The 24,566-nt window shown below is 72.4% G+C and carries 17 protein-coding genes, 3 pseudogenes and 2 riboswitches; of the genes and pseudogenes, 12 read left to right on the forward strand and 8 right to left on the reverse strand.

The features are described 5' to 3' along the window. The first annotated feature begins 30 nt into the window (after positions 1-30). The gene (locus G3I53_RS21120; RefSeq protein ID WP_164337204.1) at positions 31-903 is read left to right on the forward strand and encodes a helix-turn-helix transcriptional regulator; all 873 of its coding nucleotides are present in this window, start codon (positions 31-33) and stop codon (positions 901-903) included. Continuing rightward, complete coding sequence (locus tag G3I53_RS21125; protein WP_164337205.1) at positions 900-1,100, forward strand: DUF397 domain-containing protein; 201 nt, start codon at positions 900-902, stop codon at positions 1,098-1,100. The genes G3I53_RS21120 and G3I53_RS21125 overlap by 4 nt, the downstream gene beginning before the upstream one ends. Before the next feature lie 48 nt (positions 1,101-1,148). Here G3I53_RS21125 and G3I53_RS21130 read toward each other — a convergent pair whose 3' ends face one another. Further along, complete coding sequence (locus G3I53_RS21130; RefSeq protein ID WP_164337206.1) at positions 1,149-1,391, reverse strand: DUF5302 domain-containing protein; 243 nt, start codon at positions 1,389-1,391, stop codon at positions 1,149-1,151. 67 nt (positions 1,392-1,458) lie between these two features. Beyond that, the gene (locus tag G3I53_RS21135) at positions 1,459-2,814 is read right to left on the reverse strand and encodes a DEAD/DEAH box helicase (RefSeq protein ID WP_164337207.1); all 1,356 of its coding nucleotides are present in this window, start codon (positions 2,812-2,814) and stop codon (positions 1,459-1,461) included. Positions 2,815-3,131: 317 nt separating this feature from the next. Here G3I53_RS21135 and G3I53_RS21140 point away from each other — a divergent pair. Both G3I53_RS21140 and G3I53_RS21145 read left to right on the forward strand, forming a co-directional pair. Then, positions 3,132-4,157: pseudogene (locus tag G3I53_RS21140) on the forward strand (right-handed parallel beta-helix repeat-containing protein); the annotation flags it as partial. A 194-nt stretch (positions 4,158-4,351) separates the two neighbouring features. Continuing rightward, positions 4,352-6,937: a DUF262 domain-containing protein gene (locus tag G3I53_RS21145; protein WP_164337208.1), complete on the forward strand. Its 2,586-nt coding sequence runs from the start codon at positions 4,352-4,354 to the stop codon at positions 6,935-6,937. Positions 6,938-7,205: 268 nt separating this feature from the next. Here G3I53_RS21145 and G3I53_RS34050 read toward each other — a convergent pair whose 3' ends face one another. Next, positions 7,206-7,538, reverse strand: coding sequence for a deoxyxylulose-5-phosphate synthase (locus G3I53_RS34050; RefSeq protein ID WP_239064018.1), 333 nt, complete (start codon positions 7,536-7,538; stop codon positions 7,206-7,208). Positions 7,539-7,618: 80 nt separating this feature from the next. Between G3I53_RS34050 and G3I53_RS34055 the strand changes: the two are divergent. Continuing rightward, positions 7,619-8,220, forward strand: a pseudogene (locus G3I53_RS34055) (hypothetical protein); the annotation flags it as partial. Here the strand turns inward: G3I53_RS34055 and G3I53_RS21150 are convergent. The 4 genes from G3I53_RS21150 to G3I53_RS21165 are packed head-to-tail and all read right to left on the reverse strand — an operon-like array spanning position 8,204 to position 13,653. Beyond that, entirely contained in the window at positions 8,204-10,573 is a 2,370-nt protein-coding gene (locus tag G3I53_RS21150; protein ID WP_343240659.1) for a glycoside hydrolase family 3 N-terminal domain-containing protein, read from the reverse strand. The pseudogene G3I53_RS34055 and the gene G3I53_RS21150 overlap by 17 nt on opposite strands. After that, the gene (locus tag G3I53_RS21155) at positions 10,570-11,388 is read right to left on the reverse strand and encodes a carbohydrate ABC transporter permease (protein ID WP_164337210.1); all 819 of its coding nucleotides are present in this window, start codon (positions 11,386-11,388) and stop codon (positions 10,570-10,572) included. Before G3I53_RS21155 ends, G3I53_RS21150 begins: the two co-directional genes overlap by 4 nt. Then, complete coding sequence (locus G3I53_RS21160) at positions 11,385-12,341, reverse strand: sugar ABC transporter permease (protein WP_164337211.1); 957 nt, start codon at positions 12,339-12,341, stop codon at positions 11,385-11,387. Before G3I53_RS21160 ends, G3I53_RS21155 begins: the two co-directional genes overlap by 4 nt. Positions 12,342-12,351: 10 nt before the next feature. Further along, positions 12,352-13,653, reverse strand: a complete 1,302-nt coding sequence (locus tag G3I53_RS21165) for an extracellular solute-binding protein (RefSeq protein ID WP_164337212.1) — start codon at positions 13,651-13,653, stop codon at positions 12,352-12,354. Positions 13,654-13,791: 138 nt separating this feature from the next. Here G3I53_RS21165 and G3I53_RS21170 point away from each other — a divergent pair, with 138 nt between their 5' ends. The 6 genes from G3I53_RS21170 (at position 13,792) to G3I53_RS21195 (ending at position 20,109) form a co-directional block, all read left to right on the forward strand. Further along, the gene (locus G3I53_RS21170; RefSeq protein ID WP_164337213.1) at positions 13,792-14,814 is read left to right on the forward strand and encodes a LacI family DNA-binding transcriptional regulator; all 1,023 of its coding nucleotides are present in this window, start codon (positions 13,792-13,794) and stop codon (positions 14,812-14,814) included. A gap of 146 nt (positions 14,815-14,960) precedes the next feature. After that, complete coding sequence (locus tag G3I53_RS21175; RefSeq protein WP_164337214.1) at positions 14,961-15,875, forward strand: SDR family oxidoreductase; 915 nt, start codon at positions 14,961-14,963, stop codon at positions 15,873-15,875. A 116-nt stretch (positions 15,876-15,991) separates the two neighbouring features. Next, entirely contained in the window at positions 15,992-16,810 is an 819-nt protein-coding gene (locus tag G3I53_RS21180; RefSeq protein ID WP_164438657.1) for a tetratricopeptide repeat protein, read from the forward strand. A gap of 97 nt (positions 16,811-16,907) precedes the next feature. Then, positions 16,908-17,061: riboswitch (cobalamin riboswitch) on the forward strand. A 92-nt stretch (positions 17,062-17,153) separates the two neighbouring features. Beyond that, on the forward strand, positions 17,154-18,167 hold the full coding sequence (locus tag G3I53_RS21185) for an ABC transporter substrate-binding protein (protein ID WP_343240660.1): 1,014 nt from the start codon (positions 17,154-17,156) through the stop codon (positions 18,165-18,167). A 50-nt stretch (positions 18,168-18,217) separates the two neighbouring features. Next, positions 18,218-19,255, forward strand: coding sequence for an iron ABC transporter permease (locus G3I53_RS21190; RefSeq protein WP_343240662.1), 1,038 nt, complete (start codon positions 18,218-18,220; stop codon positions 19,253-19,255). Then, complete coding sequence (locus G3I53_RS21195; RefSeq protein ID WP_164334896.1) at positions 19,252-20,109, forward strand: ABC transporter ATP-binding protein; 858 nt, start codon at positions 19,252-19,254, stop codon at positions 20,107-20,109. Before G3I53_RS21190 ends, G3I53_RS21195 begins: the two co-directional genes overlap by 4 nt. A gap of 36 nt (positions 20,110-20,145) precedes the next feature. On the opposite strand, the gene cobN is transcribed toward G3I53_RS21195, so the two are convergent. Next, complete coding sequence (gene cobN / locus G3I53_RS21200; protein ID WP_164334894.1) at positions 20,146-23,778, reverse strand: cobaltochelatase subunit CobN; 3,633 nt, start codon at positions 23,776-23,778, stop codon at positions 20,146-20,148. Between the two features lie 51 nt (positions 23,779-23,829). Further along, positions 23,830-23,905, reverse strand: a riboswitch (cobalamin riboswitch). A 92-nt stretch (positions 23,906-23,997) separates the two neighbouring features. Between cobN and G3I53_RS21205 the strand changes: the two are divergent. Then, positions 23,998-24,566, forward strand: a pseudogene (locus G3I53_RS21205) (cobalamin biosynthesis protein CobG); the annotation flags it as partial.

Genomic DNA, 24,566 nt, shown 5'->3' on the forward strand with positions numbered 1-24,566 from the left:
CGGAGCGATCAGGGTGGGTGGTGGTGCGGCATGACGGTGCAGCCGGGTACGGGCGTTTCCCCGGGCGGTGAGGCGGACGGTACGGACGAGGTCACGGACCTGTTCCGGGCACTGGGGCGGCAGATCAGGGTCGCCCGGGAGCGGGCCGGGCTGAGCCAGCGGGAGCTGGGCGACCGGGTCGGCTACGGCGAGGAGACGATCTCCTCGGTCGAGCGCGCACGGCGTACGCCCCAGCCCGAACTGCTCCTCGCCGTCGACCGGTTGCTCGACTGCGGCGGCCTGCTCGCGTCGGCCGCGGAGGACGTGGAACGGGCGAAGTCCCGTCGCCGGGTGCGGCATCCGGAGTGGTTCCGGGACTATGCGCGGTTGGAGGCGGAGGCGGTCGAGCTGCACGACTACAGCTCACTCGCCGTTCCCGGCCTCCTCCAGACCGAGGCGCACGCACAGGTGGTGTTCGGCACCCGCCGGCCCCTGCTGGACGAGGCAACCGTGGAACAGCGGGTGGCCGCGCGGCTGGACCGTCAACAGGTCTTCACCCGCTGGCCCCCGCCCTTCACGACCTTCACCATCGAGGAGTCCGTGCTGCGCCGTCCGCTCGGCGGATGGGACGTTCATCGGCAACAGCTCGAAGCGCTGCTGAAGTTCGGCGGGCTGCGCAGTGTGGAACTCCAGGTACTGCCGACGGACCGCAAGGAGCATCCCAGCCTGGGCGGGCCCTTCATCCTGCTCACGCCGAAAGGCAGACCGCAGGTGGCCTACCTCGAAGTACAGCACGTCAGCCGTCTGATTACAGACCCGGACGAGGTACGTACCCTTGCCGCACGCTACGGCAGCATCAGGGCGCAGGCACTCACCCCGGAGGAGTCGCTGGCCCTGATCGAGACGATGCTGGGAGACCGATGAACACTGAACGGCCGGCACGGCTGGACTGGTTCAAGAGCAGCTACAGCAGCGGCGAGGGCGGGGCGTGCGTCGAGGTCGCCGCCGACCCCGCCCTCATACACGTACGGGACTCCAAGGAGCGCCGGGGTCCGTGCCTCGCGTTCGCGCGGAGCGCCTGGGCCGGGTTCGTGGCAGGGCTGGAGCGGGACCGGAGCTGACCCGCGGGGAGGCCCGGGTACGCACCCGGGCCTCCGTGGCCGGTCGGCTCAGCCGCCGCTCTTGCGCCGGAACGACCGCTGGTTCGCGGCCGGTCCGTGCGCCCCACGGACCTTCGAGGCGTTCGGGCCGGCGCCCGACTCGGCCGTCTTCGCCTGCGTGCCGCGCTTGCGCTCCAGGGCCTCACGGAACTTGCGCTTGAGGTCGTAGGTGCCATCGCCGTCCGGCTCCAGCGGGGGCGTCCCGGGGGCGGCCGGCTCCGAACCTTCGGTGGGGACGGGCTCTGTGGTCATGGTGCCTCCTGGGTTCGGGGGTGGTGCCGGCACAGCCTGCCGTGCCGGTGTTCGCGGGGCAGGCCCTTCAGCCGTTGCGCCGCACGTGGGCCGCCTTCCGGGCCTCGGCCAGCTTGCGGGCCTCGCCCGCCTTGCGGGACGGCCTGCCGCCGCCGCGCGAGGTGTCCTTGCTGGTGCCGAGCCCACGGAAGGGACGGTTGGTGTTCTTGGGCCGGGGGGCGGCGGGCCCGCCGTCGAGCGGGGACCCGGAGGGGGTCCTGGCGCCGGTGATGCGGCTCAGTTCCGCCTCGCCGGAGCGCACCTTGGTGACGCCCGCCTCGATGCCGGCCTCGGCGATGACGCGGGCCGCTTCACGGCGTCCGCCCGCCGGCACCAGCGTGACGACGGTGCCGGACTCGCCGGCGCGGGCGGTGCGGCCCGCGCGGTGCACGTAGTCCTTGGGGTCGGTGGGCGGGTCGACGTTGACGACGAGGTCGAGGTCGTCGATGTGCAGTCCGCGGGCGGCGACGTTCGTCGCCACCAGGGCGGTGAGGTGGCCGTCCTTGAACTGCGCGAGGGTGCGGGTGCGTTGGGGCTGGGACTTGCCGCTGTGCAGGGCCCCGGCGGGCACCCCGGAGGCGCGCAGGTGGCGGGTGAGCTGGTCGACGGCGTGCTTGGTGTCGAGGAACAGCAGGACGCGGCCGTCACGGGCGGCGATCTCCGTGCAGACGGCGTAGCGGTCGGGGCCGTGGACGACGAGGAGGTGGTGCCGCATCGTCGTGACGGTGCCCTCCGCGGGGTCGACCGAGTGGACGACGGGATCGCGGAGGTGGCGCCGGACCAACTGGTCGACGTCGCCGTCCAGGGTGGCCGAGAACAGCATCCGCTGGCCGTCGGGGTGGACCCGGTCGAGCGCGTCGACGGCCTGGGGCAGGAAGCCCAGGTCGCACATCTGGTCGGCCTCGTCCAGCACGGTGATCCGCACCCGCCCCAGCCGGCAGGCGTTCCGCTCGACCAGGTCGTGCAGGCGTCCGGGGGTGGCGACGACGACCTCGGCTCCCTGCCGGAGCGCGGTGATCTGCCGGCCGATGGACATGCCGCCGACGACCGTGGCCATGCGCAGCCGCAGTGCCTCGGCGTACGGCTGAAGCGCCTGGGTGACCTGCTGGGCCAGCTCCCGGGTGGGCACCAGGATCAGGGCGAGCGGCTGCTTCGGTTCGGCGCGCCGCCCGGCCGTGCGGGTCAGCAGGGGGAGGCCGAAGGCGAGCGTCTTGCCGGAGCCGGTGCGCCCGCGGCCCAGGACGTCGCGTCCTCGCAGGGCGTCGGGCAGCGTGGCGGCCTGGATCGGGAAGGGTGCGCGCACGCCCTGCTCGTCCAGGGTGCGCAGTACCGCGCCGGGCAGTCCCAGGGCGGCGAAGGTGCCGGAGTCGTCGGGGTGCTTCATGAAGGGGGCCTTCCGCAGGGGGCGTACCGAGGAAGGCCCGGCGGACGACACGGCCCCCGCACCGGCGGATGCGTACGGGCGGTATCGTCCCACCGCGACGACCACGCAAACGCGTCACAGTAGCACGCGCTGGAGATCTCCTACGACTCAGTTCTTGCGGGTCTTTCCTCCGGGTCCGTTTCCCCGCCCCGGTCCCGGTCGGTTCCCGCGTCCGGGTGCGCGCCACCCTCCGGTCGTTCGACCGGATCGCCCCCGACACCGCCCAGATCGGCTGGGACGCCGTGGTGGAACGGGAGGGGTCGGACAAGCCGGTGTGCGTCCGGGACGTCACCATCCGCGGCGCGGGCATGTGGCACTCCCAGCTGTACACCCTCACCCCGCCCCACGAGGCCGGCGGCATCAACCACCCGCACGAGGGGAACTTCGGCTTCGACATCGACGACAACACGAGGATCTCCGACCTGGCCGTCTTCGGCTCCGGCACGATCCGGGGCGGGGACGGCAACGCGGAAGGGGGCGTCGGCCTCAACGGCCGGTTCGGCCGGAACACCCGGATCAGCAACGTGTGGATCGAGCACGCCAACGTCGGCGTCTGGGTAGGCCGGGACCACTCGAACATCCCCGAGCTGTGGGGGCCGGGCGACGGGCTGGAGTTCACCGGCATGCGGATCCGCAACACGTACGCCGACGGCATCAACTTCGCCAACGGCACCCGCAACTCGACCGTCTTCGACTCGTCCTTCCGCAACACCGGTGACGACTCCCTGGCCGTGTGGGCCAGCAAGTACGTCAAGGACCCCGCCGTGGACGTCGGCCACGACAACCACTTCCGCAACAACACCGTCCAGTTGCCCTGGCGGGCCAACGGCATCGCCGTGTACGGCGGCCACGGCAACACCATCGAGAACAACGTCGTGTCCGACACGATGAACTACCCGGGCATCATGCTCGCCACCGACCACGATCCGCTGCCCTTCTCGGGACGGACCCTCATCGCCGGCAACGCCCTGCACCGCACCGGCGGGGCGTTCTGGAACGAGGCCCAGGAGTTCGGCGCCATCACCCTGTTCGCCCAGGGTCCGGACATCCCGGGCGTCACCATCCGGGACACCGACATCCATGACTCCACCTACGACGGCATCCAGTTCAAGACGGGCGGCGGCGCACTGCCGGACGTGACGGTGGACAACGTCCGCATCGACGGGTCGGTCAACGGCTGCGGAGTCCTCGCGATGAGCGGAGCCCGGGGCAGCGCCACCCTGACGGACGTCACCATCACCGGCTCGGCGGAGGGCGACGTCTGCGTCGAACCGGGCTCGCAGTTCGTCGTGCGCCGCGACTGACCGCGCGACAGGAGACCGTCGGCCCGGGGACGTCGTCGTCCTCGGGCCGTTGGAGGACGAGCTATCCCGTGGTGACTCGGTTCACGGTGTGACCAGTTCTCCGACGGTTCCGCACCTCATGGGGCTTTCCAGTACGAGAGCCCGGTCGGACCTGGTGTAATCGGCGGCGGACGACCGAGGATCAAGGGGGCCATATGCAGGCCAAGGAAACATTGTTCGCCGATCTCGTGCAAGGCAGGGCTCAGCAGTTCCAGGTACCGCTCTACCAACGGACGTACTCCTGGACCGAGAAGCACCTCAAGCAGCTGTGGAGCGACATCCTGGAACAGGCAGGCCTGCTCGAGTCGCAGGAGGAGAAGGCGAGCACGCACTTCCTCGGTTCGGTCGTGCTCGCGCCATCACCGCAGAACGACGCTACGTTCCCCCGCTGGCTCGTCGTCGACGGTCAGCAGCGACTGACCACGTTGTCTCTGGCCCTGGCCGCCATCCGCGATCACGTCGCGGACACCGCGCCAGACCAGGCCCAGCGCATCGACGAGCAGTACCTGATCAACAAATGGAACAGCGGCCACGACCACCTCCGCCTGCTGCCGACGCAGGCTGACCGGCCGCAGTTCGCCGCACACATCCGCGGCCCCCTCAGCGAGCAGGCCGCCGGCAGCGGTGTCGCCACCGCCTACGCCTTCTTCCGCAGGAAGCTCGTCGAGGCGGACGACCCTGCTGCCCCGCAGGACGTGTTCCGCATCGAGCAAGCGATCACCTCGCGACTCACGCTGGTGGCGGTGACCGCCGAACGCGGCGACAACGTGCATCGCATCTTCGAGTCGCTCAACAACACCGGCCTGAAGCTGAGCCAGGCCGACCTGCTGCGCAACTACCTTTTCATGCGGCTGCCAACGCGCGGCGAGCACGTCTACGAGACCTATTGGCTGCCCCTGCAGAACAGTCTCAGCAACGACGAGCTGGAGCAGCTCATGTGGCTGCAACTCGTGCTGGACGGAGACGACCGGGTCCGCCGCCAGGATCTGTACACCGCCCAGCAGAAGCGCTTCGAGAAGTCCGGGACCGGCGAGGCGGAGATCGAGGCGTACATCAGGGAACTGCACCGCCGCAGTGCCCACTTCCGTCGGCTGCTGCACCCCGAGGAAGAGGCCGATCCCGCGATCCGAGCCGCCCTGCGCCGCCTGGACGGGTGGCACGCGGCCGTCACCTACCCGGCCCTGATGCTGCTGTTCGACCGGCGTGAACGTGGGGAACTCGATGCCTCCGAGACCGCCCGTGCCCTCGCGTACATCGAGAGCTTCCTCGTCCGCCGGATGATCTGCCGGGTGCCGACCAACAACCTCAACCGCATCTTCCAGGCCGTGCCGGGTCAGCTTCCGCTCGACGTGCCCGTCACCGAGGGCCTGCACAGGCTCCTCTCCTCCGAGAACCGCTTCTGGCCCGATGACGCCGAACTGCGCGAGAAGATCCGGACAGCACCGTTCTACCAGTACGGCAGGTGGCAGCAGCGCAAACTGGTGCTGCAACGGCTGGAGGAGAGCTACGAGCACCCGGAACCGGTCGACTTCGCCGCCGCACAGTTCACCGTGGAGCACGTCATGCCGCAGTCGCCCGGCGACGAGTGGCTGCGTGTTCTGGGCGAGGAGGCCGACGAGGGCGAGACCGCGGAGGAACTGCACGCCCGGTTCCAGCACACCCTCGGCAACCTGACACTCACTGCGGTCAACTCGGAGTTGTCCAACCACCCCTTCGAGCGCAAGCAAGATCTGCTGCACAGCAGTCACCTGGAGATGAACCGCCGCATCGCCGCCACCGAGCGCTGGGGCGTGCGCGAGATCCTGGCCCGTGCCGACGAACTCGCCGACCGTGCCATCGCGTTGTGGCCGGCCCCGCTGCGCGGAGTCGGCCGGGCGGAGCGCAGCCGCGACTGGCAGCTCGCCCACCAGGTTCTCGCCGCACTCCCCCACGGCACGTGGACCTCCTACGGCGACCTCGCCGCGTTCCTCGGCTCCGGCGCCCAGGCCGTCGGCAACCACCTGGCCAACACCCCCGGAGTGACGAACGCGTACCGTGTCCTGACTTCCGAGGGCAAGGTCTCCGACGGCTTCCGGTGGGCGACCCCTCAGGAGGCGGGAAGCGACGACATCCGCGCCCGGCTGGCCGCCGACGGCGTCCGCTTCACGGCCGCCGGGGCCGCCGACCCGGCCCAGCGGCTCACCGCCGACGACCTCGCCGCGCTGCTCGCCGGCACGGACGACGACCGGGCGGACGGAGAGGACACCGCTCAGGCCGGAACCGCGGAAGCACCGGGCGAGGAGACCCGCGCCGAACGCTTCTTCCGCCAGCTCGCCGCGGACGACTCCCCCGAGACGGTCGAAGCGGTCCGCGCCCTCCTCGCCCACTGGGAGGCACTGGGCGGCTGGATCGGCCACGGCGCGGGACACGTCACCACGAGTGCGTACCTCATGCTCGGTGAGGTCGGTGGACCCGGTCGCGGCATCTGGCCGATGACGCTCTGCCCGGGCGCCGGGCGCGGGGGCACGGCGGAGGTGGTGTTCCAGTACATGGCCGCACGGGAGCCGTTCACCGACCGCGCGCTGCGCGCCGAACTCCTGACCCGCCTCAACGCCCTGGACGGTGTCGACATCCCGGAGGGCAAGCTGGAGCTGCGCCCCAACATCCGGCTGTCCCTGCTGGAGAAGGAGCGCAACCGGGAACTGCTCACCGAGACGCTGACGTGGTTCCGGGACCGCTGGGAGAGCCGGGGCTCGTCCTGAGCGGTGCCCGCCGGGCGCACTCCGCCCACACCGTCTTGCCGCCCGGCGGGTACGACTCGCAGCCGCAGCTGCGGGGAGACTGATGAACGTCCGACAGCCCTGCGCGCTTGGCTGGTTCACGATCGAGCAGCAGTTCCTCGAAGCCCCGGTACTCGGCGGAGTCGAGGTCGTAACGTGCCAACATCGGCGGGCGGCCAGGAGACGGTCCGAGCTGGGGCATCCCGGCCGCCTCGTCAGCGGCCTCAGCGGTGATGAAGTGCCGTGTCCCTCAAGACACTTCCGGGCGAATCAGGGACCGGGCGAAGGGCTCGCCCGTGCGGCGGGCGTACGCCATGCGCTCGCGGACCTCCGTCAAGGTACGCGGACGGTATCCGGGCCCACCGCAACAGCTCTTGTGAAAGCGGATGCCGGCGTGGAGGAGAACGGACAGCGTGCGCCAGGCGGCGGTGTCCCGACGCGGCGGCGCCGCGAAGGCCGATCCCACGTGGATCAGCGGCTCCGCGCAACGAGGGCAGATCCGGTGCGGCCGTTCTCTGTCGTACGGCTGCTTGTACGAAGCCCGGCACGGCAGGCAGACGTACGAACTCTTCGCGTGGCCCATGCGGTCAGGGTAGGCGGCGGCCCCGCGTAGCTCGACGGATTTTCCGAAGTGGGTGCCACAACGGGCAGTGGGCGGATGCGGAGCATGTGGTGCTCGTGTCAGCCATCACCGTGCGCACCCGTCCGCACCTGCCCCCGCCGCCGCTGACAACCTGTGCGCCGAGCGGCTGTTGCGGGACAACGGGACGGGCTGGACGGTCCTGTGTCCGACGCAGCTCGCGTCGAACGCCCTGTGGCGGGCGGAGTCGGTCCGGGAGCACTCGGTCGGTCCGAGTGCCTCATGCCGACATCGAACTTCCCACCGTCCACCCCGCCGACATCGCGGCGGCGGCCCACGCGGCGCTGACCGAGCCGCATCACCGCGGGCGGACGTACGCGCGCGCTGACCGACCGGAACGCGTACACCCCGTCAGCAGGCTCGAGCCATCGGGACGGCCCTGGGGCCCGAGGTGTCCGTCGAGGAGATCGGCCCGGTGGGGACGTCACGACGCACTGCTCGAGGTGCACAAGCGGTCCGGTTGGTCAACGGCTCCCCCATCAGAGCTTTCGGGCAGTGGGGGCCGAGAACGCCGCCGCGTTCCGCTGAGGCAGGCCCCGTGCCGACGCATGGCCGGCCCGGACCGCACGGGTGCGGTCCGGGCCGGCCGGGACATGGGCGGGGACGGGTCACCCCTCCAGGGTGAACTCCGCGTGGAACCGGCGGGTGTGGTCCACCTCGCGCTCCGGGCCGGTCAGGGTGACCGTCGCCGTCAGGCGGGCGTCGGTGCTCGACGCGGCCAGGCGCAGGTGCAGGACGCCCGGTTCGACGATCCGGCGGCCGTCGCGTCCGGTGAAGGAGGCCACGTCGGCCGGCACCGTGACGTGTACGCGGCGGGACTGCCCCGGTTCCAGCGCGACCCGGGTGTAGCCGACCAGGCGCTGCACCGGCTGGACGACGGAGGCGACCGGGTCGTGCAGGTAGAGCTGGACGACCTCGGTGCCGGGACGCCCGCCGGTGTTGCGGACGGTCAGGCCGAGGGTGACCTCGCCGTCCGTGGGCGCCTGTGAGGTGTCCACCGTGAGGTCGGTCCAGTCGAAGGACGTGTACGTCAGGCCATGCCCGAAGCCGAAGGCCGGGGTCGGGTCGATGTTGGAGACGTCGCTGGCCTGGGCGAGCCGCGCCCCGAGGTAGGTGGACGGCTGGGCGCCGGTGCCGCGCGGCACGCTGACCGGGAGCCGGCCGGAGGGCTCGACCCGGCCGGCGAGCACCCCGGCGATGGCGTGGGTGCCCTCGACGCCGGGGAAGAAGGACTGCACGACCGCCGCCGACTCGGTGGCGGCGCGGCCCAGCGCGTAGGGACGTCCGGCGAGCAGGACGGTGACCACCGGGCGGCCGGAGTCGAGGAGCGCGTCGAGCAGCTGCTGCTGCGCCCCGGGCAGGGCGAGGGATTCGGCGTCGCAGCCCTCCCCGCTGGTCCCGCGGCCGAACAGGCCGGCCCGGTCGCCGAGGACGGCGATGACGACGTCGGCGTCGCGGGCCGCCTCCACCGCGGCGTCGATGCCGGTGAGGTCCCCGTCGTCGACGCCGGTGCCGCGGGCGACCGTGAAGTCGGCTGCGGGGAACTCGTCGGCGAGGGTGTCGGCCAGGGTCGGCAGGTCGATGCCGACGGGCACGTCCGGGTGCTGCACGCCCACGTGCAGGGGGAAGGAGTAGCAGCCCAGTACGGCGGTCGGCTCGGCGGCGCTCGGGCCGATCAGGGCGATGCGGCGGGGCCGGGCGAGCGGCAGGGTGCCGTCGTTGGTGAGCAGGACGACGGCCTTCTCGGCCAGCTCGCGGGCCAGTTCGCGGTTCTCGGGGCGGTCCAGGTCGACCTTGCCGCGCAGGGCGTCCGGGTCGTCGGCGTCGGTGCCGTCGAGGGCCGCCGGCACGGGGCTCCAGTCGGGGTCGAGCAGGCCGAGTTCCGCCTTCTGCGTCAGGACGCGGCGCAGGGCGCGGTCGACGAGGGCCTCCGGGACGCGGCCGTCGGCGACCGCCTCGGCGAGCGGCGCGCCGAAGGTCTTGACGGTGGGCAGCTCCACGTCGACGCCCGCCGTGAGCGCGGCGCGGGCGGCGTCGGCCCAGTCGGCGGCGACGCCGTGCAGGGTCTTGAGGAAGGCGATGCCGAAGTAGTCGGCGACGACGGTGCCGTCGAAGTCCCAGGTGTCCCGGAGCAGCCCGGTCAGCAGGGTCTCGTCGGCGGCGACGGGCACGCCGTCGATGTCGTTGTAGGCGTGCATGACGGAGCGGGCGCCGCCCTCGCGGACCGCCATCTCGAACGGCGGCAGCAGGATGTCGGCGCGTTCCCGCGCGCCCATGGGGGCGGGGGCGAGGTTGCGGCCGGCGCGGGAGGCGGAGTAGCCGACGAAGTGCTTGAGGGTGGCGACGATGCCGGCGGACTCCAGGCCTTGCACGTAGGCGGTGCCGATGGTGCCGACGAGGTACGGGTCCTCGCCGATGGTCTCCTCCACGCGGCCCCAGCGGGCGTCGCGCACCACGTCGAGGACGGGCGCGAGGCCCTGGTGGACGCCGACGGACCGCATGTCGCGGCCGATGGTGGCGGCCATCCGGCGCACCACGCCTGGGTCGAAGGTGGCACCCCAGGACAGCGGCACCGGGTAGGCGGTGGCGCCCCAGGCGGCGAATCCGGCGAGGCACTCCTCGTGGGCGAGGGCGGGGATGCCGAAACGGTTCGCCGAGGCGATGCGGGCCTGGGTGCGCTGCAGGGACAGCGCACCGAGCGCCGGGTCGACGGGCACCGTGCCGAACGGGCGGGTCAGCTGGCCCAGTCCGGCGGGCAGGAGGGTGTCGAGGTCGACGGCCTCCTCCATGTCGTGCTGGTGCGGGGCCACTTCGCCGCCCTGGTCGGACGCGCCGACCCACACGCCGTACAGCTGGGCAATCTTCTCCTCCGGGGTCATCGCGCCGATCAGCGCGTCGACCCGGTCGGAGACCGACCGGGAGGGGTCGTTCCAGAGGGGGATTTCGGGGGTGGTCTCTACGGCCACGGTGGCGGTCACTTTCCTCCGACGCCCATCAGGCCCTGGACCAGGGCGCGACGGGCGAACAGGTAGACGAGAAGGATGGGAACCATGGAGATCACGACGGCTCCCAGCAGACCGGGGATGTCGATGCCGTGCTCGGTCTGGAAGTTGTACAGACCCAGGGTGATCACCTTGCTGGAGTCGGACTGGGTCAGGACGAGCGGGAACAGGAAGCCGTTCCACGCCTGGAGGGCGGAGAACACCACGATCGTGGACAGCCCGCCCCGGGACAGCGGCAGCACGAGCTGGAAGAACATGCGCCGCGGGGAGGCGCCGTCCATGGCCATCGCCTCGTACAGCTCCGGGGAGATGTCGCGCATCGCGCCGCTGAGGATCAGCGCCGACATGGGCAGGCAGAACGCGGCCGTGGGCAGGATGACGCCGAGCAGGTTGTCGTACAGCCCGGCTTCGCTGATCAGGTAGAACATCGGCACGATGACGGCCTGGGCCGGGATGGCCAGTCCGAGCAGGAACAGCCGGAAGACGGCCGTCGTGGTCCGGCCCCGGCTGCGCACGATCGCGTAGGCGAGCGGCGGGACCAGCAGCAGCACGATGCCGATCACCGCTCCGGTGACGACCAGCGTGTTGACGAAGTACTGGCCGAACCCGGCGTCGAAGGCCCCGGTGTAGTTGTCCAGGGTGAAGCTGTCCGGGAGCGAGACCGGGCCGTTCTCGGCGTAGTCCTGTCGGGTGCGCACGGTCGCCGCGAACAGCACGTACAGCGGGAGGCCGATGATGAAGAGCCAGATCAGCGAGCCGGCGCCGGCCAGGTAGTTCGGACGGCGCCTCATGACACACCCTCCATGGTGCTGCGCATCTTGTCGTAGCCGGAGACCCGGACGACGATCAGCGAGATGACGGTGGCCGCGACGACCAGGGCCAGGGCGATCGCGGAGCCCGCGCCGAAGTCGAAGCCCTTGAACGCCTTGTCGTACATGTAGTAGGCGCTGATGGTGGTGTCGGTGCCGGGGCCGCCCTGGGTCAGGATGAGCACCGTCTCGAAGGTGGTCAGACCGCCGACGATCATCAGGATCATCGAGGTGATCATCGAGTTGCGCAGCTGCGGCAGGGTGATGGAGAAGAACTGCCGGTAGCGGCCCGCCCCGTCGATCTCCGCCGCCTGGTAGAGCACCTGCGGGACGGCCCGGGCGGCGCCCTGGTAGATCAGCGTGTGGAACGGCGTGAACTGCCAGGTGCTGACGAATGCCAGCACCCCGATGGCGGTTGCCTGTTCACCGAACAGGTTGCCGTCGCCGAAAAGCCAGGCCGCCTCGGCCGGAATGCCGAAGTTGGGGTCGAGCAGCGCCCGCCACAGCACGGAGACGGCCGTGGCCGACAGCAGCAGCGGGATGAAGTAGATGACCGACAGCACCGCGCGGTTGCGCTGGTGGCCCGCCGCCCAGACACCGAGCACCATGCTCAGCGGCGTCTGGAGGGCTACACCGAGCGCGGTCAGGAGCAGGGTCAGCCAGATGCTCTGGAACATCACCGGGTCGTCCTTCAGGCGCGACCAGTTGTCCAGCCCGACGAACTCGGGCGAGCCGAGACCGTCCCAGCTCATGAAGGACAGCACCGCCACCATGACCAGGGGGGTGATCGCGAAGAGGGCGAAGAACACGGCGGCAGGCAGCGCCCAGCCGAAGCCGGGGCGGCCCACGTGTGCCGCGGAGGATGCGGCCGGCCGCCGCCGGGACCCCTTGCGGGGCCCGGCGGCGGGCGGAACGCTCAGCGTCTTTGTCGTCATGAGCCGTTCGTCACTCGGTGGGGAGGGCCTGCATGGCCTTGATGAAGCCGTCCGCGTCGAGCTGTCCGTTGAAGAACTGCTGGATGGCCTTGTGCATGTCCGAGCTGGCCTTCTGCGGGTACGCCTGGTCCCAGGAGAGCTGGAACGACGGGGCGTCACTGACCAGGTCGTACTGGAAGCGCGCGTACTCGGCGTGCTCCGACTTGTCGATGAACTGGGCGGTGTTGGTGGTGGTCGGCAGGTTGCCGATCTCCAGCTGCGCCTTGACGAAGTCGTCGGAGTACATGAGCTTGAGGAACTCGGCGACGGCCTCGGGGTGCTTGGTCTTCTTCATCACCGAGTAGTAGTTGTTGGTGTTGCCGGCGATGTTGGCCGTGTCACCCTTGCCGCCCTCGACGGACGGGAAGGTGCTGTAGCCGAGGCCCTTCTCCGCGAAGTCCGGGTGGTCGGTGAGCTGCTGGGAGTAGTACCAGGAGCCCATCAGCTCGAAGCCGGCCTTGCCCGAGGCCAGCAGCTGGACCGAGCCGCCGTTGGTGTACTTGACGGAGTCGTAGTTCTTGCCGAAGGCGCCCGCGTCGACGAGCTCCGTGATCATGCTCAGGGCCTTCTTCGCGTCGGGGCTCTCCCACGCGCTCTTGTCGCCGTCGAGGGCCTTCTGGAGCAGCTCGGGCCCGGCGACGCGGTCGAAGAGGTACTGGAACCACATCTGCGTCGTCCAGATGTCGCCGGCGCCGAGCGCGATCGGCGTGACGCCCTCGGCCTTCAGCTTCTCGACGGCTTCGAGCAGGTCGTCCCAGGTCTTCGGCGGCTTGACGCCCGCCTTCTTGAGCACGTCCTTGTTGTGGAAGAGCAGGACCGGCTGGGTGCCGCGCATCGGGATGCCGTACGCCTTGCCGTCGACGACGGCGTTCTGGAAGACCGACGGCAGGAACTTGTTCTCCAGGTCCGGGTTCTTCTTGATCAAGTCGTCCAGCGGCATCAGCAGGTCCGCCTTCACGAACGGCCGGATGCTGCCGCCGCCCCAGTTGTAGAAGACGTCGGGGGCCTGCGGGGTGCTGAGGATGGTCTGCAGCTTCTTCTGGTAGTCCGCGCCGGGGATGGTGTCCAGGACCACCTTGACGTCGGACGTCTTGTTGAACTCGTCCACGAACCGCTTCTCGACCTTGTTCGTGGCGTCCCCGTAGACCAGGACATGGATCTTGTCGCCGTCCGCCGAGGCACCGCTGTCCCCACCGCAGGCCGTCAGCCCCAGCGCGAGGGCGAGCGTCGCCCCGCAGGCGACCAGTCTGGGCAAGCGCGCGCGTGTCTTCATCGTTCGCCTTTCGAAAGTTTCGGCGTCTTCGCCGAAAGTCCATGCGCTGGGACAGTAGGTCAGGCCCGGTGAACGGTCAACGGTCATGCACCCGTTCACCCAAACCGTTATCGAGCGCGCGTGGCCTATATTGCGGTCATGCACGAAGACGACGAGGTGAGCGGCAGAGTGACGCTGGCGGCGGTCGCGAAAGAGGCCGGCGTGTCGATGCCGACAGTTTCGAAGGTCCTCAACGGCCGATCGGACGTGTCCCCGACCACCCGGGACCGTGTCGAGCGCCTGCTCCAGGACCGCGGCTACCGCCGGCGCGCCGCGTCGGCGCCCCGCTCCCCGCTCGTCGAGCTGGTCTTCCACGAGCTGGAGAGCATCTGGGCGATGGAGCTGATCAGAGGGGTGGAGGGCGTCGCCCGCCGGAACGGGGCGACGGTGGTGCTCACCGAGAGCGGCACCCGGCACGCCCCGGCACCGGAGTGGCTCGACGGCGTGCTGCGCCGCAGACCCCTGGGCGTCGTCCTGGTCTTCTCACTCCTGGCGGAGGACGTCAAACGCCGTCTCCGGGCCGCGGGCATCCCGTTCGTCGTCATCGACCCGGCGGGCGACCCCGACCCCGACGTGCCCTCGGTCGGCTCCGCGAACTGGGCCGGCGGGCTCGCCGCCACCCGCCACCTCACCGAGCTGGGGCACGAACGCATCGCCATCGTCACCGGCCCCGAGGACATGCTCTGCTCCCTCGCCCGCCTCGACGGCTACCGCTCGGCCATGGCCATGGCGGGCCTGGAACCCGACCCCCGCCTGACCCGCTTCGGCGACTTCCACGTGCAGGGCGGCTTCGAGCACGCGATGTCCCTGCTGGAGGGCCCCGACCGGCCGACGGCCGTCTTCGCCGGCAGCGACCTCCAGGCCCTCGGCGTCCTGGAGGCCGCCCGCGTCAAGGGCCTGCGCGTCCCCGAGGACCTGTCCGTGGTCGGCTACGACGACGTCCCCCTGGCCCAGTGGTCCAGCCCGCCCCTGACCACCGTCCACCAGCCCCTGAAGCACATGGCCGAGGAGGCCACCCGCATGCTGCTCCAGCCGGGCGACCCCGGCAAGGCCGCCCAGCGCATAGAGCTGGCCACCCACCTGGTGGTCCGCCAGAGCACGGGCCGCCCCACGGGGGCGTGACCGGGGCGGCGGCACCCCGGACCGCGGGGCCTGCGGAGGACGTGCCGGGCGGGCGGGCGGAGGCCGGGGGCACCGCCCGCTGTGTCGAGCGTGCGCCCCGGGGAACCCGGCACCGGCCCCGCAGAACGTCAGGAGGTTGGTTCCCCATGCAGCAGGACGACGCCCGCACCCGGGCCGACGGTCCGCAGGTGACCGGTGAGCCCACGCCGCCCTACCCCAAGCAGCGCCAGCAGCCCCCGGGGCGCGAGTCGGACATGCAGCTGAAGCCCCGCTACCGGGCCGGACGCTACCGCGCGGCCGACAAGCTGCGCGGCAAGGTGGCGCTGATCACCGGCGGGGACTCGGGCATCGGCCGCGCCGTGGCCGTGCTGTACGCACGCGAGGGCGCCGACGTCGCGATCGCCCACCTGCCCGACGAGCAGGAGGACGCCGAGGAGACCCGCCGCGCGGTGGAGGCCGAAGGACGGCGGTGCCTGCTCCTGCCCGGCGATCTGGCCGAGGCGTCCCACTGCCGCGACGTCGTCGAACGGACGGTGCGCGAGCTGGGCGGCCTGAACATCCTGGTGAACAACACGGCCCACCTGAACAGCCAGACCGACCTCTCGCAGCTCGACTTCGAGGACTGGGACCGCTCGTTCAAGGTCAACGTGTACGCCTACTTCCACCTGGTCCAGGCCGCCCGCCCGCACCTCGAGGCGGGCGACGCCGTCATCGCGACCGCGTCGGAGGAGGCGCTCAAGGGCAGCAACACCATGATCGACTACGCCGCGGCCAAGGCGGCGCTGGTCAACTTCACCAAGTCGATCGCCCCGCACCTGGCCAAAAACGGCATCCGCGCCAACGTGGTCGCCCCCGGCCCCACCTGGACGGTGCTCAACGTCGCCGACCAGCACATGCCCCAGGACGGCCTGGCGCAGCTCGGCAGCGAGGGCCCCCTGGGCCGTGTCGCCCAGCCCGAGGAGATCGCCCCCACGTACGTGTACCTCGCCTCGGACGCCGACTCGAGCTATACGGTGGGAGAGATCATCGCCGTGACGGGCGGTTTGACCAACACGCGGTGAGGCATCGGGCACGGGGCGGACCATGCCCCGTGCCCCCGGCACCGCTCGAAGCCCGCCCAGGCCCGGGGCATGCCTGCCCGAACGGCCCTCGCACGCAGCGTTTATGCTCGCCCGTCATGAAATGGTTCCGAGCACGACGCCGCAGTGACGCCGAGACGATGGCGGGTACGCCCGTGGGCGAGGCCAAGGCCCTGTACGAGGCCGGGCGTTACGCCGAGGCGGAGGCCGGGGCGCGTGCCGTGGCCCGGGAGCGCGACGACGAGTACGCGGCCGTGGCGCTGAACATCGCCGCCCTGGCGGCGGCCGCCCAGGGGAAGCACGCCGAGGCGCTCGCCACCTACGACGAAGCGCTGCCCGCGTTCGGCCGGTTCTTCGGAGCGGATCACTGGCTGACCCTGAAGCTGCGCTCGGACCGCGCCCAGCAGATGACCTCGCTCGGCCGGCACGCCGAATGCGAGGCCGAGTGCGCGGCGGTCGTCGAGGCCGCGGGCCGGAGGACGGGCCCGGAGACGTCACGCCTGATGGCGGCCGCGCGCAACGGGCTGGCCTTCGCCCTCAACGCGCAGGGGCGGCACCAGGAGGCGGAGACCGTCGCCCGCGAGGCCCTGGCGGCCCATCCGGAACGTGACCGGCAGGCCCTGGTCCTGCGGCTCGGCCTGGCACGCAGCCTCAACGGCCAGGGCCGCCACGACGACGCCCTCACCGAGGCTCGGACCGCGGACAAGCTGCACCGCGGCCTGCCCGGACACCAGCGGCTCCCGGACACCGGCGCCGTCGACCTGGCCTTCGCCAACGCCCTGTCGGGGCTGGGCCGCGCCGCCGAGGCCCGTCAGCGGGCCGCCGCCGCGCACGATGCCTGCCTGGCCTCCTTCGGCCCGGACCACCGCCGCACCGTCGAGGCCCGGACGCTGCTGGAGCAGATCGACGCCACGTGAGGCACCGGCGCGGGGCCGGCGCGGGCGGGGCCCGCGCCTCCTGGCCGTTCACCCGCCGGCGTCGGGAGCGGGAGCCTCCGGGGAGCCAGTAGGATCGACGGGTCATCGCCGCGACGGGAGACAGGAAGCCGGTGCGAATCCGGCACGGTCCCGCCACTGTGACCGGGGAGTGCACCCCTGTTCGAAGCCACTGCGCGCCGCGTGGGAAGGCGAGGGGGAACAGCGATCCGGGAGTCAGGACACTGGCCTGTCGCGGGCCCGTCCCGAGGAGCGCGGACTCCAGGAGGCTCACGTGTCCCCCTTGTTCACCCCTGCCCGCACGCGCCGGTCACCCCGTCCACCCGTGGCGTCGCGGTCGCTTCGCCCGCCCCGTCTCCGGGCCGTCGCCGTCGCCCTGTCGGCGGTGCTGCTGACCGCCGGCTGCGGTGCGTCCGGCGGCGGGGCCGCCGGTGAGGCGAAGGCAAGTGTCCCGGCGCCGAAGGGCTTTCCCGTCACCGTCGACAACTGCGGTGTGAGGACGACGTACGAGCGGCCCCCGTCCCGGGTCGTCACCATCCACCAGCACCCGGCGGAACTGATGCTGGCGCTCGGGCTGAAGGACCGCATGGTCGGCACCGCCTTCCCCGACTCCGAGGTGTTGCCGGAGCTGAAAGCGGACTACGAGGCCGTCCCCGAACTGGCCAAGCGGGAACCGTCGTTCGAGAAAGTGCTCGACGTGGAGCCGGACCTCGTCTACGGCGGGTACGGCAGCGCCTTCGACGAGAAGCAGGGGCGTTCCCGGAAGGCGTTCGCCGACGCGGGGGTCGACACCCACCTCAACCGCGAGTACTGCGGGAAGAAGCGGGTGACGATGCGGGACACCTACGACGAGATCCGTACCGTCGGCCGCATCTTCGGGGTGTCGGAGCGCGCCGACGCGCTGGTCGCCGACCTGCGGGGCCGGGTCGGGAAGGCGGTGAAGGCCGTCGAGGGCGAGCGTCGGGTGCCGGTGTTCGTCTACGACAGCGGGGACAAGGCGCCGTTCACCGCGGGCGGCAAGAGCCTGGGCACGGAGCTGATCCGGCTGGCGGGCGGGGAGAACGTGTTCGCCGACCTCGACGACGTCTTCGGTGACGTGTCCTGGGAGCAGGTCGTCGAGCGCCGCCCCGAGGTGATCGCGGTGTACGACTACGCCGGGGCCGGGAGCGTCGAGGAGAAGAAGCGGTTCCTGCTGGCGCAGCCCGCCCTGAAGGACGTGCCGGCGATCCGGAACAAGCGGTTCGTCGTGCTGCCGTTGACGGCCACCCTGGTCGGGGTGCGGTCGGCCCACGCGGTGGGTGACCTGGCGCGCGGGCTGCACCCCGAGAGTTTCCGGTGAGCCGCGCCGGCACCGCGGTCGGGTCCGGGAAGGGCGCCGCGCCGGGCCGCGTGCGCCTGGCCGCGGTCCTGCTGGTCCTCGCCGTCCTGCTCGTGGCGTCCGCCACGGCGGGGCTGGCGATCGGGTCGGTGCGGGTGCCGCCCGGGCAGGTGTGGGGCATCGTCACCCACGCGTGGGGCGTGGAGTGGTCCGAGCCCGGATGGTCGCGGGCGCGCGAGACGATCGTGCTGGACGTCCGGGCGCCCCGGGTGCTGCTCGGCGCGGTGACCGGTGCCGGGCTGGCCGTCGTCGGCGCCGCCCTGCAGGCCCTGCTGCGCAACCCGCTCGCCGAGCCCTACCTGCTGGGGGTGTCCTCCGGGGCGTCGCTGGGGGCGGTCGCGGTGATCGTGTTCGGGGTGAGCGTGTTCGGGGCGGTGTCGTTGTCGGTCGCCGCGTTCGCGGGGGCGATGGGGGCGCTGGTCGTCGTCTACGCCACGGCCCGTACCGGCGGCCGGATCACCTCGGCCCGGCTGGTGCTGTCCGGGGTGGCGGTCGCCGCGGTGCTGACCGCGCTGCTGAACCTGCTGCTGCTGACCACCGACCGGGGCAACGAGGCCCGGGCGGTGCTGGCCTGGACCCTGGGCGGGCTCGGCGGTGTCGGCTGGGACACGCTGTGGCTGCCCGTGCTGGCCCTGGCCGTGGGCGTCGGGGTCCTGCTGGTGCAGGCCCGCAGCCTCAACCTGCTGCTGGCCGGTGAGGAGGCGGCGACGACGATGGGGCTGGACGTGGCGCGGTTCCGGGCCCGCCTGTTCGTGCTGGTCTCCCTGGTCACCGGGGTGCTGGTGGCGGCGGCCGGGCCGATCGGCTTCGTCGGCCTGATGATGCCCCACATGGTGCGGCTGCTGGTGGGCTCCGACCACCGCCGGGTGCTGCCGACGGCCGCGCTCGGCGGGGCGGTGTTCCTGATCTGGGCCGACATCGGCGCCCGTGTCGTCGCGGCACCCATGGAGATCCCCGTCGGTGTGCTCACCGCGCTGTGCGGCGGGCCGTTCTTCCTGTGGCTGATGCGCCGGGACGCCCGGCGCGGCACGGAGGGGGGACCGGCATGACGGACCCGACGGCCACTGGCGCGGGCACCCCGGGCGGCGAAGGCGCGGGTGCCGCCGCACTCTCCGTGGAGGACGTCACGCTGTCCGCGGGCGCGCGGCGCCTGGTGCGGGGCGTGTCCCTGACCGCCCGCCCGGGCGAGACCATCGGGCTGGTCGGGCCCAACGGCAGCGGAAAATCGACCCTGTTGCGCGCCGTCTACCGGGTGCTGCGGCCGGACTCCGGCCGGGTGCGGGTCGACGGCGCCGACGCCTGGTCGCTGCCGGTGCGGCGGCTGGCCCGTACGGTCGCGGCGGTGGTGCAGGACACGGGCGCGGACTTCGACCTGGCGGTCCGGGAAGTCGTCGCGATGGGCCGCACCCCGCACAAACGGCTCCTCGACGGCGACACCGCCGAGGACGCGGCGCTGATCGGCGACGCCCTGACGGCGGTCGGCGCCCGCCACCTGGCGGACCGGCCGTTCGACCGGCTGTCCGGCGGCGAACGCCAGCGGGTGCTCATCGCCCGCGCCCTCGCCCAGCGGCCCGCGCTGCTGGTCCTCGACGAACCGACCAACCACCTGGACATCCGGCACCAGTTGGACATCCTGGGTGCCCTGCGGCGGCTGCCCGCGACGGTGCTGCTCGCGCTGCACGACCTGAATCTGGCCGCGTACTACTGCGACCGTCTGCACGTGCTGTGCGACGGCGAGGTGGTGGCCTCCGGGACGCCCGCCGAGGTGCTCACCCCCGGGCTGCTGGCCGAGGTGTACGGGGTCGCGGCGGACGTCGGTGTCCATCCCGGGACGGGGGCGCCGCACGTGACGTTCCTGCCGGGCCGGGCGCCCTCCGGGGCGAACGCCCCGGAGCGTGCCTGACCGCGGGAGACGGGCCGGGGGCGGACCGGCGGGCGTTCAGTCCTCGCCCTCCAGTTCGCCCTCCGTCTCCAGGAACACCTGCCGCAGCTGATCGAGCACCGCCGGATCCGGCTTCTCCCACATGCCGCGCGACTCGGCCTCCAGCAGCCGTTCCGCGATGCCGTGCAGGGCCCACGGGTTGGCCTGCTGGAGGAACTCCCGGTTGGCGGGGTCCAGGACGTAGGTCTCGGTGAGCTTGTCGTACATCCAGTCGGCGAGGACGCCGGTGGTGGCGTCGTAGCCGAAGAGGTAGTCGACGGTGGCGGCGAGTTCGAAGGCGCCCTTGTAGCCGTGGCGGCGCATCGCCTCGATCCACTTGGGGTTGACGACCCGGGCGCGGAAGACGCGGGAGGTCTCCTCGACGAGGGTGCGGGTGCGGACCGTCTCGGGGCGGGTGGAGTCGCCGATGTACGCCTCGGGGGCGGTGCCGCGCAGGGCGCGGACGGTGGCGACCATGCCGCCGTGGTACTGGAAGTAGTCGTCGGAGTCGGCGATGTCGTGTTCGCGGGTGTCGGTGTTCTTGGCGGCGACGGCGATCCGCCGGTAGGCGGTCTCCATCTCGTCCCGGGCGGGGCGGCCGTCGAGTTCGCGGCCGTAGGCGTAGCCGCCCCACACGGTGTACACCTCGGCGAGGTCGGCGTCGGTGCGCCAGTCGCGGGAGTCGATGAGCTGGAGCAGTCCGGCGCCGTAGGTGCCGGGGCGGGAGCCGAAAATGCGGGTGGTGGCGCGGCGTTCGTCGCCGTGTGCGGCCAGGTCCTGCTGGACGTGCGCGCGGACGTGGTTGACGTGGGCGGGTTCGTCCAGTCCGGCCGCGAGGCGGACCGCGTCGTCGAGGAGGCCGACGGTGTGCGGGAAGGCGTCGCGGAAGAAGCCGGAGATGCGCAGGGTGACGTCGATGCGGGGCCGGCCCAGCTCCTCGTGGGGAATGGCTTCGAGGCCGGTGACGCGGCGGGACGCCTCGTCCCAGACGGGGCGGACGCCGAGCAGGGCGAGGGCCTCGGCGACGTCGTCGCCGGCGGTGCGCATGGCGCTGGTGCCCCACAGGGACAGGCCGACGGAGGTGGGCCAGTCGCCGTGGTCGGCGCGGTAGCGCTGAAGAAGGCTGTCGGCGAGGGCCTGGCCGGTCTCCCAGGCGAGCCGGGAGGGGACGGCCTTGGGGTCGACGGAGTAGAAGTTGCGGCCGGTCGGCAGCACGTTGACCAGGCCGCGCAGCGGCGATCCGGAGGGGCCCGCCGGGACGAAGCCGCCGTTCAGGGCGTGCACGGCGTGGGCGAGTTCGGCGGTGGTGGCGGCCAGCCGGGGCACGACCTCGCGGGCGGCGAACTCCAGGATCGCGGAGACCTGTTCACCGCGGTCGGCGGGGACGGCCGCGGGGTCCCAGCCGGCGTCCTCCATCGCCTGGACCAGGGCGCGGGCCTCCTCCTCGGCGGCGTCGGCGGTGGTGCGGGTGGCGGCGGACTCGTCGAGGCCGAGGGCTTCGCGCAGGCCGGGCAGGGCGGTGGTGCCGCCCCAGATCTGGCGGGCGCGCAGCACGGCCAGCACGAGGTTGACGCGGTCGGCGCCGTCCGGCGGGGTGCCGAGGACGTGCAGTCCGTCGCGGATCTGGGCGTCCTTGACCTCGCACAGCCAGCCGTCGACGTGCAGCAGGAAGTCGTCGAAGCCGTCGTCGTCGGGGCGGTCGTCGAGGCCGAGGTCGTGGTCGAGGCGGGCGGCCTGGATGAGGGTCCAGATCTGGGCGCGGATCGCGGGCAGCTTGGCCGGGTCCATGGCCGCGATCTGGGCGTGTTCGTCGAGGAGTTGTTCCAGCCGGGCGATGTCGCCGTAGGAGTCGGCGCGGGCCATCGGCGGGACGAGGTGGTCGACGAGGGTGGCGTGGACGCGGCGCTTGGCCTGGGTGCCCTCGCCGGGGTCGTTGACGAGGAACGGGTAGATCAGCGGGAGGTCGCCGAGGGCGGCGTCGGGGCCGCAGGCGGCGGACAGTCCGGCGTTCTTGCCGGGCAGCCACTCCAGGTTGCCGTGCTTGCCGAGGTGGATCATCGCGTCGGCGCCGAAGCCGCCGTCGTCGGCGGGGGCGGCGATCCAGCGGTAGGCGGCCAGGTAGTGGTGGGAGGGCGGCAGGTCGGGGTCGTGGTAGATCGCGATGGGGTTCTCGCCGAAGCCGCGCGGGGGCTGGATGAGGATCAGCAGGTTGCCGAAGCGCAGGGCGGCGAGGACGATGTCGCCCTCCGGGTCACGGCTGCGGTCGACGAACATCTCGCCCGGCGGCGGGCCCCAGTGCCGTTCGACGGCGGTGCGCAGTTCCTCGGGCAGGGTGGCGTACCAGCGGCGGTAGTCGGCGGCCGGGATGCGCACCGGGTTGCGGGCGAGCTGGTCCTCGGTGAGCCATTCCTGGTCGTGGCCGCCGGCCTCGATGAGGGCGCGGATGAGTTCGTCGCCGTCGCCGGAGGCCAGGCCGGGCACGTCGGCGCCGTCGCCGAAGTCGTAGCCCTCCTCGCGCAGTCGGCGCAGCAGGGCGACCGCGCTGGCGGGGGTGTCCAGGCCGACGGCGTTGCCGATGCGGGAGTGCTTGGTCGGGTAGGCGGACAGCACCAGGGCGAGGCGCTTGCGGGCGGCGGGGATGTGCCGCAGGCGGGCGTGGCGCACGGCGATGCCGGCGACGCGGGCGGCGCGTTCGGGGTCGGCGACGTAGGCGGGCAGGCCGTCGGCGTCGATCTCCTTGAAGGAGAACGGCACGGTGATCAGGCGGCCGTCGAACTCGGGCACGGCGATCTGGCTGGCCGCGTCCAGCGGGGAGACGCCCTCGTCGTTGTCCTCCCAGACGGTGCGGGAGCCGGTCAGGCACAGCGCCTGGAGGATGGGCACGTCCAGGGCGGCGAGGGCGCCCGCGTCCCAGGACTCGTCGTCGCCGCCCGCGGAGGCTTCCGCGGGCCGCGTGCCGCCGGCCGCGAGGACGGTGGTGACGATCGCGTCCGCGGCCCCGAGCGCGTCGATCAGCTCGGGTTCGGGGGCGCGCAGCGAGGCCACGTACAGCGGCAGGGCGCGTCCGCCCGCGTCCTCGATGGCCGAGCACAGCGCGTCGACGAAGGCGGTGTTGCCGCTCATGTGGTGGGCGCGGTAGTAGAGCACCGCGACGAGCGGGCCCTCGCCGCGGGACACGCGGTCCAGCGGGCCCCAGGTGGGGGCGGGCGCGGGCGGGTCGAAGCCGTGGCCGGTGAGCAGCACCGTGTCGGACAGGAAGCGGGCGAGCTGTTCCAGGTTGGCGGGGCCGCCGTGGGCGAGGTAGGCGTGGGCCTCGGCGGCGATGCCGACGGGGACGGTGGAGGCGGCCATCAGCTGGGCGTCGGGGGCCTGTTCGCCGGTGAGGACGACGACGGGGCGGCCGTCGGCGAGCAGCAGGTCCAGGCCCTCCTGCCAGGCGCGCAGGCCGCCGAGCAGGCGGACGACGACGAGGGAGACGCCGTCGAGGAGGGCGGGCAGGTCGTCGAGCGGGAGCCGGGCGGGGTTGGCGAACCGGTAGGGCACGGGGCCGTCGGCCGCGCGGGCACTGAGCAGGTCGGTGTCGGAGGTCGACAGCAGCAGGACGTGGGGCTGCCCGGCGTGCTGGGGGTGGTCCCCGGACGAGAACGGCATGCGTCGTCTGGCCTTCCTCGGGGTCCGCGCCCCGGGCGGTGTAGACGGCGGGAGTTCCTGGCTCACCCGGCCTCAGTGGCCGGATTCACAGTGGCGGGACCGCGCCGGGTTCGCACCGGGCTTCCTCCCCTGTCGCCGTCGTGGCGGTGGCGGATCGGATGATCCGCCGAGGAGCATAGTAGGCCCCCGGCAAGGGCGGCAGGGCGTGCACCCGGTGTGATGGTGGGTATGCTCGCCGCCATGTCCACGGCACCCCACCCCTCGTCGTCCCAGGCCACAGCGGTCTCCCGGGACGGCGGCGACGCCTGCCCGGGTGCGTTGAGACTGCACGCGGCGGACGACGGGGCGCTCGCCCGGGTCCGGATCCCGGGCGGTGTGCTCACCGTGCGGCAGGCGACGTCGCTCGGTGACGCGGCCCGGCGGCTGGGCGACGGCGAACTGCATCTGACCTCACGGGGCAACGTCCAGCTGCGGGGCCTGCGCCCCGCGTGCGGGGCGGAGCTCGCCGGACTGCTGGAGCCTGCCGGGCTGTTGCCGTCACCGGCGCACGAACGGGTGCGGAACGTCGTCGCGTCCCCGCTGTCCGGCCTGGACGGGCACGGCGTGCGGGACGTCCGGCCGTGGCTGACGGCCCTGGACGCGGCGCTGTGCGCGAGTACGGCGGCGGTGACCCTGTCGGGGCGCTTCCTGTTCGCGCTGGACGACGGGCGCGGGGACGTCGCCGCGCTCGGCGCCGACGTGACCGTGCGGGCGACGGCCGGCGGCGCCGCGCTGCTCACCCTGGGCGG

It is taken from the genome of Streptomyces sp. SID14436 (genome assembly GCF_010548465.1).
In the GTDB taxonomy this organism is placed as follows: Bacteria; Actinomycetota; Actinomycetes; order Streptomycetales; family Streptomycetaceae; genus Streptomyces.

Excerpts from the sequence above, each read along its gene's own strand:
- G3I53_RS21160 (WP_164337211.1), bottom strand. The coding sequence starts at position 12,341 with ATGACGACAAAGACGCTGAGCGTTCCGCCCGCCGCCGGGCCCCGCAAG.
- G3I53_RS34050 (WP_239064018.1), bottom strand. The coding sequence starts at position 7,538 with ATGGGCCACGCGAAGAGTTCGTACGTCTGCCTGCCGTGCCGGGCTTCG.
- cobN (WP_164334894.1), bottom strand. The coding sequence starts at position 23,778 with ATGCCGTTCTCGTCCGGGGACCACCCCCAGCACGCCGGGCAGCCCCAC.
- G3I53_RS21155 (WP_164337210.1), bottom strand. The coding sequence starts at position 11,388 with ATGAGGCGCCGTCCGAACTACCTGGCCGGCGCCGGCTCGCTGATCTGG.
- G3I53_RS21175 (WP_164337214.1), top strand. The coding sequence starts at position 14,961 with ATGCAGCAGGACGACGCCCGCACCCGGGCCGACGGTCCGCAGGTGACC.
- G3I53_RS21180 (WP_164438657.1), top strand. The coding sequence starts at position 15,992 with ATGAAATGGTTCCGAGCACGACGCCGCAGTGACGCCGAGACGATGGCG.
- G3I53_RS21195 (WP_164334896.1), top strand. The coding sequence starts at position 19,252 with ATGACGGACCCGACGGCCACTGGCGCGGGCACCCCGGGCGGCGAAGGC.
- G3I53_RS21130 (WP_164337206.1), bottom strand. The coding sequence starts at position 1,391 with ATGACCACAGAGCCCGTCCCCACCGAAGGTTCGGAGCCGGCCGCCCCC.
- G3I53_RS21125 (WP_164337205.1), top strand. The coding sequence starts at position 900 with ATGAACACTGAACGGCCGGCACGGCTGGACTGGTTCAAGAGCAGCTAC.
- G3I53_RS21170 (WP_164337213.1), top strand. The coding sequence starts at position 13,792 with ATGCACGAAGACGACGAGGTGAGCGGCAGAGTGACGCTGGCGGCGGTC.
- G3I53_RS21165 (WP_164337212.1), bottom strand. The coding sequence starts at position 13,653 with ATGAAGACACGCGCGCGCTTGCCCAGACTGGTCGCCTGCGGGGCGACG.
- G3I53_RS21135 (WP_164337207.1), bottom strand. The coding sequence starts at position 2,814 with ATGAAGCACCCCGACGACTCCGGCACCTTCGCCGCCCTGGGACTGCCC.
- G3I53_RS21120 (WP_164337204.1), top strand. The coding sequence starts at position 31 with ATGACGGTGCAGCCGGGTACGGGCGTTTCCCCGGGCGGTGAGGCGGAC.
- G3I53_RS21145 (WP_164337208.1), top strand. The coding sequence starts at position 4,352 with ATGCAGGCCAAGGAAACATTGTTCGCCGATCTCGTGCAAGGCAGGGCT.